Source organism: Terrabacter sp. C0L_2 (assembly GCF_036352015.1).
Taxonomy (GTDB): Bacteria; Actinomycetota; Actinomycetes; order Actinomycetales; family Dermatophilaceae; genus Terrabacter; species Terrabacter tumescens.
Window position 1 is genome coordinate 2,848,270 of record NZ_CP143557.1, and the last position, 15,282, is coordinate 2,863,551.

Genomic DNA, 15,282 nt, shown 5'->3' on the forward strand with positions numbered 1-15,282 from the left:
CCGCGATGTCATCCGACGTTCAGGATGCCGAGGGCATCTCGACGCGCGAGATGCTCGACCGCGTTCTAGGGTGACGCGCAGACCGCGCGGAAGAGCCGGTCCCAGGGAGGAAATCCATGCGTCAATCTCGTCCTGCCCTGCGCCGGGTCGCCGCGGTCACCACCGCTGCGCTCGCCGTGGGCATCACCCCCTTCGTCGCGGCCGGACCGGCCTCGGCGGCGGCCCCGACGGAGCTGTTCATCAGCGAGTACGTCGAACCGGCCACGGGCAACAACAAGGCCATCGAGATCTACAACCCGACAGGCGGCCCGGTGACCCTCACCGGCGCGTACAGCCTGTTCACGTCCGTCAACGGCGGCACGTCGACCTCGTCCATCCCGCTCACCGGCACCGTGCAGTCGGGCGACGTCTTCGTCGTCGGCAACAGCACGTCCACGAACGACCCCGCCATCCTGGCCGCCGACCAGCTGAGTGGCTCACTGACCTTCAACGGCGACGATGCCATCGAGCTGCGCAAGGGCTCAGCCGTCGTCGACTCGATCGGTCAGGTCGGTGTCGACCCCGGTGCAGGGTGGGGGACCGAGCCGGTCACGACGGTCGACCACACGCTGCGGCGCAAGCCGTCCGTCACGGTCGGCGACCCCGTGAGCGGCGATCCGTTCGATCCGGCGAAGGAGTGGGACGCCTACCCGGCCGGCACCTTCGACGGGCTCGGGAGCCACACCATCGACGGCGGCCCGGCGACCGACAACGCCCCCACCGTGACCTCCACGGCCCCGGCCGACGGTGCCTCGACGGTCGCCGTCGACGCCAGCCCGACGGTCACCTTCTCCGAGCCGGTGAAGGCCGCGTCCGGAGCCTTCACGCTGACCTGCTCGATCTCCGGTGCCAAGACCTTCTCGGTCACCGGTGGTCCCACCACCTTCACGCTCGACCCGTCCACCGACTTCGCCCTCGGTGACGCGTGCACCCTGACGGTCTCGGCCCCCGCCATCACCGATCAGGACGCCGTCGACCCGCCGGACCACCCCGCAGACGACGTCACCGTGCGCTTCTCGGTCCCGGCCACCAGCCCCTGCGACGTCAGCGCGACGCCCATCCCCGCGATCCAGGGGAGCGGTGACACCGCGGCCATCACGGGCCGCGTCACGACGCGCGGCGTCGTCGTCGGTGACTACGAGGGCCCGTCGCCGGCGCTGCGCGGCTTCTTCATCCAGGACCCGACGGGCGACGGCAAGGCCGCGACGTCCGACGGCATCTTCGTCTTCGAGGGCAGCAACGCCGACTCCGTCAAGCTCGGTGACCTCGTCACCGTGTCGGGCAACGCCGGCGAGAACCAGGGCCAGACCCAGGTCAGCGCCGCCGCCATCACGGTCTGCGGCACCGGGACCGTCGCCCCGACGCAGGTGCGCTTCCCCGTCGAGGACGCCACCACGCTCGAGCGCTACGAGGGCATGCTCGTCACCCTCCCGCAGGAGATGTCGGTCACCGAGCACTTCCAGCTCGGCCGCTTCGGCCAGGTCACGGTGTCGGAGGGTGGCCGCCTCGAGCAGCCGACCAACGTCGTCGCTCCCGGCGCCGACGCCGCTGCGCTCCAGAAGTCCAACAACCTGCGCAAGATCATCCTCGACGACACGTCGCAGGCGCAGAACGTCGACCCGATCGTCTTCGGTCGCGGCGGCCAGCCGCTCAGCGCGAGCAACACGCTGCGCGGGGGTGACACGGTGACCGGTCTGACCGGTGTCCTGAACTGGACGTGGGGCGGCAACGCGTCCAGCGCCAACGCCTACCGCATCCGCCCGGTCTCGCCGGCTGCGAGCGTCGACTTCGAGGCGAGCAACCCGCGGCCGACGAGCCCGCCCGCCGTGGGCGGCGACACCCGTGTCGTCGGGATGAACCTGCTCAACTTCTTCAACACCCTCGACACGACCGGCAACAACTGCCGTGGTGGTCTGACGGGCGCGATCATGGACTGCCGCGGCGCCAACACCGCCACCGAGCTCGACCGGCAGTGGCGCAAGACGGTCGCCGCCGTCTCGGGCACGCAGGCCGACGTCGTCGCCTTCATGGAGATGGAGAACGACGGCTACGGCGCCGACAGCGCCGAGCAGTTCCTCGTCGGCAAGCTCAACGAGAAGGACGGCCCCGGCGCGTGGGCGTTCATCGACGCCGACGCACGCACCGGCCAGACCGATGCCCTCGGCAACGACGCGATCAAGGTCGGCATGCTCTACAAGCCGAAGGCCGTGACGCCCGTGGGCACGACGGCGGCGCTCAACACCGTCGACTTCGTCAACGGCGGCGACTCGGGACCGCGCAACCGCCCCTCGCTCGCGCAGGCGTTCCGCGACAACACGAGCGGCGGCACGTTCGTCGCCGTCGCGAACCACCTCAAGAGCAAGGGCAGCGCGTGCGACACGCCCGACGCGGGCGACGGGCAGGGCAACTGCACCGAGGTGCGCGTCCGCTCGGCGAAGCTGCTGGCCGCCTGGCTGGCCGGTGACCCGACGGGCACCGGTGACCCCGACGTCCTCATCCTCGGTGACATGAACTCCTACGCCAAGGAGGACCCGATCACGACGCTCGAGAAGGCCGGCTACGCCAACCTCATCGAGCAGCGGGGCGGGCGCGAGGCGTACTCCTACGCCTTCGACGGCCAGTGGGGCTACCTCGACCACGCCCTCGGCTCGGCGTCGATGGGCAGCCAGGTGACGGGGGTCCGCGACTGGCACGTCAACGCCGACGAGCCCTCGATCCTCGACTACAACACCGAGTTCAAGACGCCGGCGCAGGTCACGGGCCTCTACGCACCCGACCAGTTCCGCATCTCGGACCACGACCCCGTGGTCGTCGGGCTCGACCTGACGAACGCCGCCCCGGTCGTGGGTGCGGTCACCGGCCCGTCGTCGGCGGTCTCCGTCGGCGCCCCGGCCGGTGTTAGCGCGACGTTCACCGACGCCGACCCGCTCGACACGCACACGGCGAGCATCGCGTGGGGCGACGGCGGCACCACGGCGGCCACGGTCACGGGCGGCACGGTCAGCGGCAGCCACGTCTACTCGGCTGCCGGGGTCTACACCGTCACCGTGACCGTCACAGACCAGTGGGGCAACGCCGACACGGGCACGACGACCGTCGTCGTCTACGACGCCGCGGTCGGGTTCCTCACGGGCGGTGGATGGTTCGTCTCGCCGTCAGGTGCCGTGGTCGGATCCCCGTCGGCGACGGGCAAGGGCCAGTTCTCCGTGTCGGCGAAGTACGAGAAGGGCGCCAGCCGCCCCGACGGCTCGCTGACCCTGACGACGCCGGGCCTGACGCTCGCCTCCACGGGTCTCGACTGGCTCGTCGTCACCGGTGGCACGGCCCGGCTCGCGGGCACGGCCACCGTCGACGGCGCTCCCGGCTACCGCTTCGAGCTGACGGCGACCGACGCCACGCCCGACACGGTGCGCATCGTCGTCCGCGACAGCGCCGGCACGGTCGTCTACGACAGCCGCACCCAGCGCGTCCAGGGACAGGTCAAGATCCACTGACCACCTCCTGACAGCGCCCAGGTGGCGTGACGAGCGGCGTCCGGCGGGCCACGGCCCACCGGGCGCCGCTCGTCGTCCGCGCCGACCTAGACTGCGCGAATGCGCCGCCCCCCGACCGCCCGACGTGACCCGGTCACCCGCGAGCACCACGGTGACCGCTTCGAGGACCCCTACGCCTGGATGGCCGACCGGGACTCCCCGGAGCTGCGCGAGCTGCTCGTCGCCGAGAACGCCTACGCCACCGAGCGGACCGAGCACCTGCGCCCGCTCGCCGAGCAGGTCTTCGAGGAGTTCCGCTCGCGCATCGAGGAGACCGACCTCTCCGTGCCCGTGCGCCACGACCGCTGGTGGTACTACTCGCGCACCGTCGAGGGGGAGCAGTACGCCGTCGAGGCCCGGGTGGCGGTCGCCGAGCACCCGCAGCGCCCGACCCTCGACGGGGGCCGGCCGCCCGCCGGCGAGCAGGTCCTCCTCGACCAGAACGAGGAGGGGCGCGACCACGAGTTCTTCGCCGTCGGGGCGAGCGAGGTGTCGCCGTCCGGCGACCTGCTGGCGTATGCCGTGGACGTCGTCGGCGACGAGCGCTACGACGTGTACGTGCGACGGATCGAGGACGCCACCGTCCTGGACGACACCGTGCGCCAGACCGGCGGCTCGCTGGCTTGGTCCCTCGATGCCCGGCACCTCTTCTACACGCGCGTGGACGACGCGTGGCGGCCGCACCAGGTCTGGCGTCACGAGGTCGGCACGCCCGTCTCCGCCGACGTGCTCGTGCACGAGGAGACCGACGAGCGCTTCTTCGTCGGCGTCGGCACCTCGCGCGACGACCGCCTGGTCCTCATCGCCATCGGCTCCAAGACGACGAGCGAGTTCCGGATCCTCGACGCCGACGACCCTCTCGGCACCCCGCGCACGGTGGCGCCGCGTCGCCAGGGCGTCGAGTACGACATCGAGCCCTTCGGCGACCAGCTGCTCGTCACCCACAACGCGAACCGGGTCAACTTCGAGCTGGCCACCGCTCCCGTGACGAGCACCTCGTCGGACGACTGGGTGCCCCTCGAGGTCACCACGGAGGACGAGTACGTCACGGGCGCAGAGGGTTTCGACGACTTCATCGCCGTCTCCCTGCGGCGCGAGGGCGCTACCGGGGTGCGTGTCGTGCTCCGCGACCCGGCCGCGCCGAACGGGCTGGGGGAGGCCCATGACATCGCGGTCGGGGAGCCGATCGGCACCCTGCATGTCGGGGTCAACCCCGAGGCGTCCACCCCCACGCTGCAGGTCGTGCACGAGTCGCTCGTCACGCCCCGCACGGTCGAGGACTACGACGTCCACGCCCGCACCTTCACGCTGCTCAAGCAGCAGCACGTCCGCGGAGACGTCGACCTCGGACGCTACCGGCAGCGGCGCGAGTGGGCCACGGCCGCCGACGGCACCCGGATCCCGATCTCGATCGTGCACCGCCACGACGTGCCGAGCGACGGCACCGCGCCGGGCCTGCTCAACGCCTACGGCGCCTACGGCATCTCGAGCGACCCGTGGTTCTCGGTGCTGCGCCTCTCGCTCCTCGACCGCGGCTGGGTCTTCGCCATCGCCCACGTGCGGGGCGGGTCCGAGATGGGGCGGTCCTGGTACGACGACGGCAAGCTGCAGTCCAAGCCCAACACCTTCACCGACTTCGTCACCTGCGCCGATCATCTCGTCGAGACCGGGGTCGTCGCCCCCGACCGCCTTGCGGCAGAGGGCGGTTCGGCGGGCGGGCTGCTCATGGGTGCTGTCGTCAACCTCGCCCCCGAGCGCTTCCGCTTCGTGCACGCCCAGGTCCCGTTCGTCGACGCGCTCACCACGGTGCTGGACCCGAGCCTGCCCCTCACCGTCGTGGAGTGGGAGGAGTGGGGCAACCCGCTCGAGGACCCCGCGGCATACGCCCTCATGAAGTCCTACGCGCCCTACGAGAACGTCATCCCCGGGCGCCACCCGAGCCTGCTCGTGACCGCGGGGCTCGACGACACGCGTGTCTACGTCACCGAGCCGGCCAAGTGGGTCGCGGCGCTGCGGCACGCGGACCTCGGCGTCGACGACGCGGCGCAGATCCTCTTCCGCACCGAGATGGCGGCCGGTCACGGAGGCCGCTCGGGCCGCTACGACCTCTGGCGCGAGTGGGCCTGGGAGACGGCCGTGCTCATCGACCAGACGTCGTGAGCACGGCCGCCTCGGCAGGTGGCAGGTGGCGGGGGGCGGCGGGAGGCCGGCGAGGCTCAGGAGCCGTAGATCGCCGTGACCCACTCCGGGTGGTCGACGAACGGGTTCCGGTTGTGCTGCCAGGTGTCGAAGATGACCTGGTTCCGGCGCTTCTCGAAGGCGTCCGGCGGGTCCTGCAGGTTCCACTGCTTGAGCACCGACAGCCGGCCGATGTAGGGGGCCGTGCCGTTGCCGACGAGGTTGTTCGGCTCGAGGTCGGCGAAGCCGTCGCCGCCGTCCCAGCGGACCGCCATGTAGAGGATCATCCGGGCGACGTCGCCCTTGACGGCGTTGCGCGGCTCGAACGAGTCGCCGTCGCTCAGGCAGCCGGTGCACTGGGCGACGGGTGAGCCACCCTGGTCGAAGTCGAGGTTGCCGCGGGTGCTGTTGACCGTGACGTCCTCGGGCCGCAGGTGGTGGACGTCCGTGCCGGGGCCGTTGACGGTGCCGAAGTCGCCGTGGCTCTTGGCCCAGACGTGCTCACGGTTCCACTGGTCGACGCCGCCGCCGTTGTCGGACTTGGCGATGGAGCGGCCCGAGTAGATCTCGATGACGTTGTTGCTGTTGGCCGGATCCTGGTCGGTGTCCTTGAGGGCCGTCCAGACCTGGTCGTAGGTCAGGGTCGTGACGCCGCTCGAGATGATCCGGTGCAGCTCGGTGTGCAGCGCCGTGCCGGTCTTGCCGATCGCCGACGCGTAGTAGGTCGAGTCGTACGGGCTCGTCGTCCCGGTCGGGCTCGGGCTCCTGGTGGTGCTCGTGGGGCTCGTGGTCGTGGTCGAGGTGCCGCTGAAGGCGAAGGCGGTCGTCGACGTCATGCCCGGGTGGGAGAAGTAGGCCGACAGGGCGCCGGTGACGTCGATCTGCCGGCCCATGAGGGCGGGGTTGCTTTTCAGGCCCCACGCGGACCGGAACGCCGACGGGATCTGGACGTAGAGCATCCTGCTCGTGGACGTCTCGGCGGCCGAGTCGGCGATGGCGAGGGCGTAGTCGTTGGGGAAGCTCGACCGGACGACGGTGCTCGTGGCCGTCGGCTGGCCGACGACGTAGCCGCGCACGGTGGCGCTCTGGCCGGTCTGCGAGGCGACGGCCTGCGAGACGGTGAGCGGGGCGGCGACCAGCGCGGGGGCCGCCGCCGCGTGCGGGACCGGCAGCGCGCCCGCGGCCGGCGCCCCGGCGGCGCTGGTGAGCGCGAGGCTGGGCGGGACGAGGGCGACGGCGAGGCCGGTGACGATGGCTGCGATGCGACGCCGGGGGATGACGACGGGCACGGGTTCTCCTGTCGGGCGGGGGAGTCAGGTGGGATTCGGGTGCCGGTCGACCGGTTCGGAGGACGGCCTCACGAGCGTGGCGGATCACCCGTGAACCCCGGGTCTGTCGTTGGTCTGCCCTTCGTCAGGGCCGATCCAAGATTCGGCAGGCGGGCAGACTGGCTCGGGCCCGGGCCGGCCGGCACGGCGACCGTCCCGCACGTGCCGCACCCTGGACAGTGGTCGGAGCCCTGCGCGACGCCTTCTAGACTGGTGACCCATGATGTCCTCTCTCGACCTGCGCGGTCGCACGCTCGACGTGCGCTTCCTGCGGCGGGCCCTGCCCCGAGCCGAGTTCGACGTCACGGCCGCCCTCGAGCAGGTGCGGCCGATCTGCGAGGACGTCGAGCATCGCGGCGCTGCGGCACTGCGCGAGCTCGGTGAGCGCTTCGACGGCGTGCGCCCGACGCACCTGCGTGTGCCGCGGGCCGTGCTGCGGTCCGCCCTCGACCGCCTCGACCCCGACCTGTGCGCCGCCCTCGAGGAGTCGATCCGTCGCGCCCGCATCGTCCACGCGGAGCAGCGCCGCACCGACACGACCACCCAGGTGGTGCCCGGTGGCACGGTGACCGAGCGCTGGGTTCCGGTCGACCGCGTCGGTCTCTACGTGCCGGGCGGTCTGGCCGTCTACCCCAGCAGCGTCATCATGAACGTCGTCCCGGCGCAGCTCGCCGAGGTCGGCTCGCTCGCCGTGGCGTCCCCGCCCCAGCGCGAGAACGTCGGCGAGTTCGCGGGCTACCCCAACCCGACGATCCTCGCCGCGTGCGCGCTGCTCGGCGTCGACGAGGTGTATGCCGTCGGCGGCGCCCAGGCGGTCGCGATGTTCGCCCACGGCTTCGTCGACGACGACCCGCAGTTCGGTGAGGTCGACGGCGAGCCCGTCGTCTGCGACCCGGTGTCGCTCGTCACGGGCCCCGGCAACATCTGGGTCGTGGCCGCCAAGCGCCTCCTCAAGGGCCTCATCGGCATCGACGCCGAGGCCGGCCCGACCGAGATCGCGATCCTCGCCGACGACTCGGCCGACCCCGACCACGTCGCGGCCGACCTCGTCAGCCAGGCCGAGCACGACCCGCTCGCGGCCTCGGTGCTCGTCACCGACAGCGAGGAGCTGGTCGAGGGGACCCGGCGTGCCCTGGCGCGGCGCGTCCCGGCGACGAAGCACGCGGAGCGGGTCACCGAGGCGCTCGAGGGCACGCAGTCGCGCATCGTCCTCGTCGACGACCTCGACGCGGGCCTCGACGTCGTCAACGCGTACGCCGCCGAGCACCTCGAGATCCAGACCCGTGACGCCGCCGACGTGGCTGCCCGGGTGCGCAACGCCGGTGCCGTCTTCGTCGGGCCGCACAGCCCGGTCAGCCTCGGCGACTACGCGGCCGGCTCCAACCACGTGCTGCCGACCGCCGGGTGCGCCTGCCACAGCAGCGGCCTGTCGGTGCAGTCGTTCCTCCGCGGGATCCACGTCGTCGACTACGACGAGCCGGCCCTGCGCGAGGTCGCTCGCCACGTCGTGACCCTCGCCCAGTCCGAGGACCTCCCGGCCCACGGTGAGGCCGTGACGGCACGCTTCGGCGACGAGGTGCCACGGTGACGGATGACACCGTCGCCGCACGGGAGGTGCAGCGCCTGCTCCGCCCCGACCTGCGCGGGCGCACGCCCTACGGCGCGCCGCAGCTCGACGTCCCGGTGCGACTCAACACCAACGAGAACTCCTACCCGGTGCCGCAGGTCGTCGTCGACGCCGTCGTCGCGGCGCTCGCCGACGACGTGGCCTCGCTCAACCGCTACCCCGACCGCGAGTTCACCGACCTCCGCAAGGCACTGACGGCATACATCGAGAAGCAGTCCGGGGTGACGGTCACGCCTGAGCAGGTGTGGGCGGGCAACGGCTCCAACGAGGTGCTCTCGCACGTCGTTCAGGCCTTCGGTGGGCACGGCCGCGTCGCCCTCGGGTTCACCCCGAGCTACTCGATGCACCCGATCATCACCGAGACCCTCGGCACGACATGGGTCGACGGACTCCGTTCCGCCGCAACCGAGCCCGACGCCTTCGACCTGACGCCGGAGTCCGCGGCAGCGCAGGCGCGCGAGCACGACCCGTCGATCGTGTTCCTCTGCTCGCCCAACAACCCGACGGGCACGGCGCTGCCGTTCGAGGTCATCGGCGCGGTGCTCGACGCGGCGCCGAACGCGATCGTCGTCGTCGACGAGGCCTACGCCGAGTTCGCCCGCCCAGGAACGCGATCCGCGCTCACGCTGCTGGCCGACCACCCGCGGCTCGTCGTGACGCGCACCATGAGCAAGGCCTTCGCCTTCGCCGGTGGTCGCCTCGGCTACCTCGTCGCGGCCTCGGAGCTCGTCGACGCGCTGCGCCTCGTGCGACTGCCCTACCACCTGAGCAGCCCGACGCAGACGATCGCGCGCATCGCGCTCGAGCACGCCGACGTCATGCTCGGCACCGTCGAGGTGATCAAGCACCAGCGCGACCGCATCGTCGACCGCCTGGCCGAGCTCGGGGCGCGCCCTGTCGCGAGCGACAGTAACTTCGTCCTCTTCGGTGGCCTGCGTGACGAGAAGGCCACGTGGCAGGCCCTGCTCGAGCAGGGAGTGCTCGTGCGTGACATGGGGATCGCGCACCACCTGCGCGTCACCGCGGGCGACCCCGACGAGACGACCGCCTTCCTCGAGGCCATGGCCCGTCTCGCCCCGACCCACGTGTCCTCCGACAGCGCCGACCGGCAGGAGCCCCCCGCATGAGCCGCACCGCGACGATCACCCGCGCGACGTCCGAGTCGTCCGTCGAGCTGACGCTCGACCTCGACGGCACCGGCACGTCCGACATCTCCACGGGGGTGCCGTTCTACGACCACATGCTCCACTCGCTGAGCAAGCACTCGCTCATCGACCTCACCGTCAAGGCGACCGGTGACGTCGACGTCGACGTGCACCACACGGTCGAGGACACCGCCATCGTCCTCGGCCAGGCCCTGCGCGAGGCGCTCGGCGACAAGTCCGGGATCTCCCGCTTCGGCGACGCCACGGTGCCGCTCGACGAGGCCCTGTGCCACGCCGTCGTCGACGTGGCCGGTCGCCCGTACGTCGTGCACGAGGGCGAGCCGGAGGGCCAGCAGTACGCCCTCATCGGCGGGCACTTCACCGGCTCGATGACCCGCCACGTGCTCGAGTCCTTCGCCTACAACGCCGGGCTCTGCCTGCACGTGCGCGTGCTCGCCGGGCGCGACCCGCACCACATCGTCGAGGCCCAGTTCAAGGCCGTCGCGCGAGCCCTGCGCGCCGCCGTCGCACCGGACCCGCGCGTCGTCGGCATCCCCAGCGCCAAGGGAGCGCTCTGACGATGGTGGCCCGTCGATGAGTGCCGACGTCGTCGTCCTCGACTACGGCAGCGGCAACGTCCGCTCGGCCGTGCGCGCCCTCGAGCGCGTCGGCGCCGCGGTCACCCTGACCTCGGACCCGCACCGAGCCCTGGAGTGCGACGGGCTCTTCGTGCCGGGTGTCGGCAACTTCCACGCCTGCATGGCCGGGCTCGCCGCCGCCCACGGACCGCGCATCATCGGGCGTCGCATCAGCGGCGGCCGGGCCGTCCTCGGTGTCTGCGTCGGCATGCAGGTGCTCTTCGACGGCTCGACCGAGCCGTCCGAGCAGCCGCTCGAGGGACTCGGCGAGTGGCCGGGCACCGTCGAGCGCCTCCCCGCCGACGTCGTCCCGCACATGGGATGGTCCGAGGTCGAGGTCGCCGAGGGGTCGAGCCTGTTCGCGGGCGTCGAGCACGAGCGCTTCTACTTCGTCCACTCGTATGCCGTGCAACACTGGACGCTCGAGGCCACCGGTGCGTTCGTGCGGGTTGCACCGCGGGTCACGTGGGCGAGTCACGGTGCGAAGTTCGTCGCCGCGGTCGAGAATGGGCCCTTGGCGGCGACCCAGTTCCACCCCGAGAAGTCCGGTGACGCCGGTCTCCACCTGTTGGAGAACTGGGTCCGTAGCCTGTGACCGCGCCGAGCGGCACCGTCTGACGGTGGCCCTCGGCCTCGACGAGGAGGGCCCGTGGCGACGAGGAAGTCGGCGACCAGCCGGAGCACGAAGAGCACGAGCGCACGTGCCCGCAGCACCACGAGGCGCGCGACGACCGCCGGCACTCGGCGACGCACGTCGTCCGGCTCGCTCTACCCGCGTCGACGGACCAGCCGACCGGGGCTGCCGACCACCGTCGGTACGGCCCTGGGCACCCTCGTCGTGACGACCTTGCTCGACCTGTCCTGGCCGGTGCGCCTCGCGCTCATCGCCGTCGTCGTGGTCGTGGGCCTGGCCTACGTCGTGTGGCGGCACCGGGGCGAGATCGCCGCGGGCGCGGCCACGAGCGCAGGCACAGGCGCGACCGAGACACCGCCCGCGGCCGAGACGCCCGCACCACCCGCGCCACCCGCCCAGCCCTGAGCCCCGTCGGGGCCAAGGCATCCGGAGCCTCCCGGCCGTCAGGCCGACCACCTCGTGGGCCCGGGGGACCTCGGGGAGGAGCCTCGCGGCATACTCGGGTGGCCACGTCACGACCCCGAGGAGCCCGCACGCCATGACCGACCAGCCACGTCTCGAGCTGCTGCCCGCCGTCGACATCGCGGGCGGTCGCGCCGTCCAGCTGGTGCAGGGCGTCGCCGGCAGCGGCGGAGAGTTCGGGGACCCGTGGGAGGCCGCGCTGCGGTGGCAGGAGCACGGCGCCGAGTGGATCCACCTCGTCGACCTCGACGCGGCCTTCGGGCGCGGGAGCAACCGCGACCTCATCGCCTCGATCGTCGGCCGGCTCGACCTGCAGGTGGAGCTCTCCGGCGGCATCCGCGACACCGAGTCCCTCGACGCGGCCCTTGCCACGGGCTGTCGCCGCGTCAACATCGGCACGGCCGCCCTCGAGGACCCCGAGTGGACCGCGTCGATCATCGCGGCGCACGGCGACCGCGTCGCCATCGGCCTCGACGTCCGCGGCACCACGCTCGCGGCCCGGGGCTGGACCCGCGAGGGCGGCGACCTGTGGGAGACGCTGGCCCGGCTCGACGCCGAGGGCTGTGCCCGCTACGTCGTCACCGACGTCAACAAGGACGGCATGCTGCAGGGTGCCAACGTCGAGCTGCTCCGTGAGGTCTGTGCGCGCACCGACCGGCCCGTCGTGGCGAGCGGCGGCGTCTCGACGCTCGACGACATCGCCACCATCCGCACCCTCGTCGGCGACGGGGTCGAGGGCGCCATCGTCGGCTCGGCGCTCTACCGTGGCGCGTTCACGCTCCCCGAGGCGCTCGACGTCGCCGGACGACCCGGCTCATGACCGCACCGACACCGGCCGCGGGTCACCACGACGCCGAGGGACGGCCCGCCGACTCCGCCGGCCAGGCGTGGGAGGGCAAGTCGATCCCGTCGCACGGCTTCTCGGGGGACACCGGACTCGCCGATGCCGCGCTGCTCGAGGCTCTGGCCGCCGCGCACGACTCACCGACCGACGACACGGAGGTCGCGCTGCTGCGGCAGGTCGCGCAGGCACGCTGGCTCGTCCCGGTCGTCGCCGTCGCCGCCGAGGTGGACGACTCCGGCGCTCACGCCGTGGACACCCGCAGCGACATGGCCGCCGTGACCCTGACGTCGCCGGACGGCTCCCGCGCCCTGCCGATGTTCACCTCGCTCGAGAGCCTCGCTGCCTGGGACGCGAGCGCGCGGCCGGTGCCGGTGCGCGCCGCGGCCGCGGCGCAGGCGGCGATCAGCGAGGAGTGCCAGGTCCTCGTCGTGGACGTCGCGTCCTCGCACGCCACGGTGCTCCGGCCGAGCATGCTCTGGGCGCTTGCCCAGGAGCGGGCCTGGGAGCCGAGCCACCGGGACCCGCACGTGCGGGCGGCCGTGGCCGCGGCGGTCGAGTCGGAGCCCGAGGTGGCGGGCCATCGCGTCGAGGCGGGGGAGCCGGCCGGGGCCGGGGTGCTGCGCGTCGTGCTGGCGCTCGAGCCCGGCCTCGACGCCGCCCACGTCGGAGCCGTCGCCACCCGGATCGGCGAGCGCATCGCAACCGACGGCGAGACCCGTGCGAGGATCGATGCTCTGACCTTCGCGCTCGAAGCGGCGCGCTGAGCACACCACCAGCGGAGGTGCCGGACGTGGACACCACACCCCAGGCGACCCGGGAGCCCGATCTCGGGGACGACCCGACGGCGGCCGGCGCCCTCGGCGCCGCGCCGGCAGCGGCTCCGAGCGGGTCCGGGCATCGCAGCGGTTCCGGCGGCGCGCGTGGCGCGAGCGGTCCGGGCGGTGCGGGCGGCTCCGGCCCGCTCGGTTTCATCGTCGACCCGGCCCTCGACGCCCAGCGTCGCCGTGACCTGCGGCAGATGCGCCTCGTGGCCACCGGACTGCTCGTCCTCGCCGCGATCGTCTACGTGCTGACCCGCGGGCACGACGAGGGCCTGCTCGGCTTCGTCAACGCCGGCGCCGAGGCCTCGATGGTCGGTGCCTGCGCGGACTGGTTCGCCGTCACCGCGATCTTCAGGCACCCGCTCGGTCTGCCGATCCCGCACACCGCCCTCATCCCGCGCAAGAAGGAGATGATCGGGCGCAGCCTCGAGGAGTTCGTCAGCGAGAACTTCATGCGCGAGGACATCATCCGCGAGCGGGTGCTCGACGCCGAGCCGACGCGGCGCGCCGCCGAGTGGGCGCTCGCGCCGGGTCACGCCAAGCGTCTCGTCGACGAGGTGGCCACGGTCACCGTGCACGCGCTGCACCGCATCCCGGACGAGGACGTCCGCGCCGTCATCGAGCAGGCCGTGCTCCCGCGCCTGGCGCAGGAGCCGATCAGCTCGCTCGCCGGCGGGCTGCTCGACCAGGTGGTCCGCGACGAGGCCCACGTCGGGCTCGTCGACCTCGCGCTCGACGAGTTCCGGGTCTGGCTCGTCGACAACGAGGACCTCTTCGAGTCGCTCATCACGCAGCGGGCGCCCGCCTGGGTCCCCGACGCCATCAACGACCTCGTCGCGCGCAAGATCCACGTCGAGGCGCTCAAGTGGCTCGCCGACATCCGCAACGACCCCCGTCACGACGTGCGCCTGGCTCTGGACAAGCTGCTCATCGACCTCGCCGACGACCTCCAGCACGACCCCGTCACCCAGGCCAAGGCCGAGCGACTCAAGGAGCGAGTCCTCGCCCACCCCCAGGTCGCCGACACGGCGATGTCGCTCTGGGCCTCGTTCCGCGCGGTCGTCATCGCGGCCCTCGAGGACGAGGGCGGTCCGGTCCGCACCCGGGCCGTCCGCGAGGTGACGGCGCTCGCCGAGCGGCTGCTCGCCGACGAGCCCCTGCGCCAGCGCATCGACGCCCGCATCTGTGACGCGACGATCTACGCGGTCGACCGCTACGGCACCGAGCTCACCCGCATCATCAGCGACACCGTCGACCGCTGGGACGGCAAGGAGACCGCCGAGCGCGTGGAGCTGCAGGTGGGGCGCGACCTGCAGTTCATCCGGATCAACGGCACGCTCGTCGGCGGCCTCATCGGCATGCTCATCCACGCCGTCTCGATCGTGCTGCCCTCCTGACTCGACTCCCGACCGGGAGCCCCCGGGGGGACGAACCAGGACATGTGCTGACATGATGCTCGCTCCAACCAGGGGGGCCACGTGAGAGCCGTGTTGTATGCCGTGTGGGCACTTTTCGTGCTCGGCGCCGCGTTCTCGCTCACTCACGTCGTCCGCGGGCACCGGCGGCACGAACAGCGGACGGCTGACTGGCCTCGAGTGGATGCAGTGGTCACCGGTGCGCGGGCCGGGTGGACCAGCGGTGTCGGGAACACGACCCGGAGGCGCCGCTACTGGCCGACGTACCAGTTCACCGACTCGGCCGGCATCCCCTTCACCGGTGAGTCGCAGGTCTCGGACGTGCAGGAGCGGGCGCCGGGGGAGCTGCTCCAGGTGGCCTACGACCCACGGAACCCCGCCGAGTCCTTCGTCGTCTCGTCACAGGAGCGCGCCACCCTCGGTTGTCTGGTGCCGTTCTTCATCGTCTTCTCGGCTGTCAGCCTCTGGTTCGTCGCCCACTTCCCCTTGTCCTGACCAGCGGACCCTGGCGCGGCCCGAGCCCGCAGGATGTGCCGCCTGGCCGCGTCCCTCCCTTCCTACCGACCGACAGGAGCCCCCCATGGCCGTCGTGAGAGCGTCCGCCTCCTTGGGGGGCGG

12 protein-coding genes are annotated in these 15,282 nt (G+C 72.3%); 11 read left to right on the forward strand and 1 reads right to left on the reverse strand.

Annotated features, from left to right (window positions below; all coding sequences use genetic code 11):
• Window positions 1–116 precede the first annotated feature (116 nt).
• Window positions 117–3,533, forward strand: coding sequence for an ExeM/NucH family extracellular endonuclease (locus U5C87_RS13015; protein ID WP_330472986.1), 3,417 nt, complete (start codon window positions 117–119; stop codon window positions 3,531–3,533).
• 99 nt (window positions 3,534–3,632) lie between these two features.
• Window positions 3,633–5,732: a S9 family peptidase gene (locus U5C87_RS13020; protein WP_330472987.1), complete on the forward strand. Its 2,100-nt coding sequence runs from the start codon at window positions 3,633–3,635 to the stop codon at window positions 5,730–5,732.
• Window positions 5,733–5,788: 56 nt separating this feature from the next.
• Here U5C87_RS13020 and U5C87_RS13025 read toward each other — a convergent pair whose 3' ends face one another.
• A complete protein-coding gene (locus tag U5C87_RS13025; RefSeq protein ID WP_330472988.1) occupies window positions 5,789–7,039 on the reverse strand; it encodes an endonuclease in 1,251 nt (416 codons plus the stop codon).
• A 259-nt stretch (window positions 7,040–7,298) separates the two neighbouring features.
• On the opposite strand from U5C87_RS13025, the gene hisD reads away from it, so the two are divergent.
• From hisD to U5C87_RS13070, 9 genes are all read left to right on the forward strand, one after another.
• A complete protein-coding gene (hisD, locus tag U5C87_RS13030; RefSeq protein ID WP_330472989.1) occupies window positions 7,299–8,666 on the forward strand; it encodes a histidinol dehydrogenase in 1,368 nt (455 codons plus the stop codon).
• Entirely contained in the window at window positions 8,663–9,832 is a 1,170-nt protein-coding gene (locus U5C87_RS13035) for a histidinol-phosphate transaminase (RefSeq protein WP_330472990.1), read from the forward strand. Before hisD ends, U5C87_RS13035 begins: the two co-directional genes overlap by 4 nt.
• Window positions 9,829–10,428, forward strand: a complete 600-nt coding sequence (gene hisB, locus U5C87_RS13040) for an imidazoleglycerol-phosphate dehydratase HisB (protein WP_030199961.1) — start codon at window positions 9,829–9,831, stop codon at window positions 10,426–10,428. Before U5C87_RS13035 ends, hisB begins: the two co-directional genes overlap by 4 nt.
• A 16-nt stretch (window positions 10,429–10,444) precedes the next feature.
• The gene (gene hisH / locus U5C87_RS13045) at window positions 10,445–11,083 is read left to right on the forward strand and encodes an imidazole glycerol phosphate synthase subunit HisH (RefSeq protein ID WP_330472991.1); all 639 of its coding nucleotides are present in this window, start codon (window positions 10,445–10,447) and stop codon (window positions 11,081–11,083) included.
• Window positions 11,084–11,137: 54 nt separating this feature from the next.
• Complete coding sequence (locus tag U5C87_RS13050; RefSeq protein WP_330472992.1) at window positions 11,138–11,527, forward strand: hypothetical protein; 390 nt, start codon at window positions 11,138–11,140, stop codon at window positions 11,525–11,527.
• 133 nt (window positions 11,528–11,660) lie between these two features.
• A complete protein-coding gene (gene priA / locus U5C87_RS13055; protein ID WP_330472993.1) occupies window positions 11,661–12,404 on the forward strand; it encodes a bifunctional 1-(5-phosphoribosyl)-5-((5-phosphoribosylamino)methylideneamino)imidazole-4-carboxamide isomerase/phosphoribosylanthranilate isomerase PriA in 744 nt (247 codons plus the stop codon).
• A complete protein-coding gene (locus tag U5C87_RS13060; protein ID WP_330472994.1) occupies window positions 12,401–13,192 on the forward strand; it encodes an SseB family protein in 792 nt (263 codons plus the stop codon). Before priA ends, U5C87_RS13060 begins: the two co-directional genes overlap by 4 nt.
• A gap of 26 nt (window positions 13,193–13,218) precedes the next feature.
• Window positions 13,219–14,646: a DUF445 domain-containing protein gene (locus tag U5C87_RS13065; protein WP_330472995.1), complete on the forward strand. Its 1,428-nt coding sequence runs from the start codon at window positions 13,219–13,221 to the stop codon at window positions 14,644–14,646.
• A 207-nt stretch (window positions 14,647–14,853) separates the two neighbouring features.
• A complete protein-coding gene (locus tag U5C87_RS13070; RefSeq protein WP_443082058.1) occupies window positions 14,854–15,159 on the forward strand; it encodes a DUF3592 domain-containing protein in 306 nt (101 codons plus the stop codon).
• Window positions 15,160–15,282 lie beyond the last annotated feature (123 nt).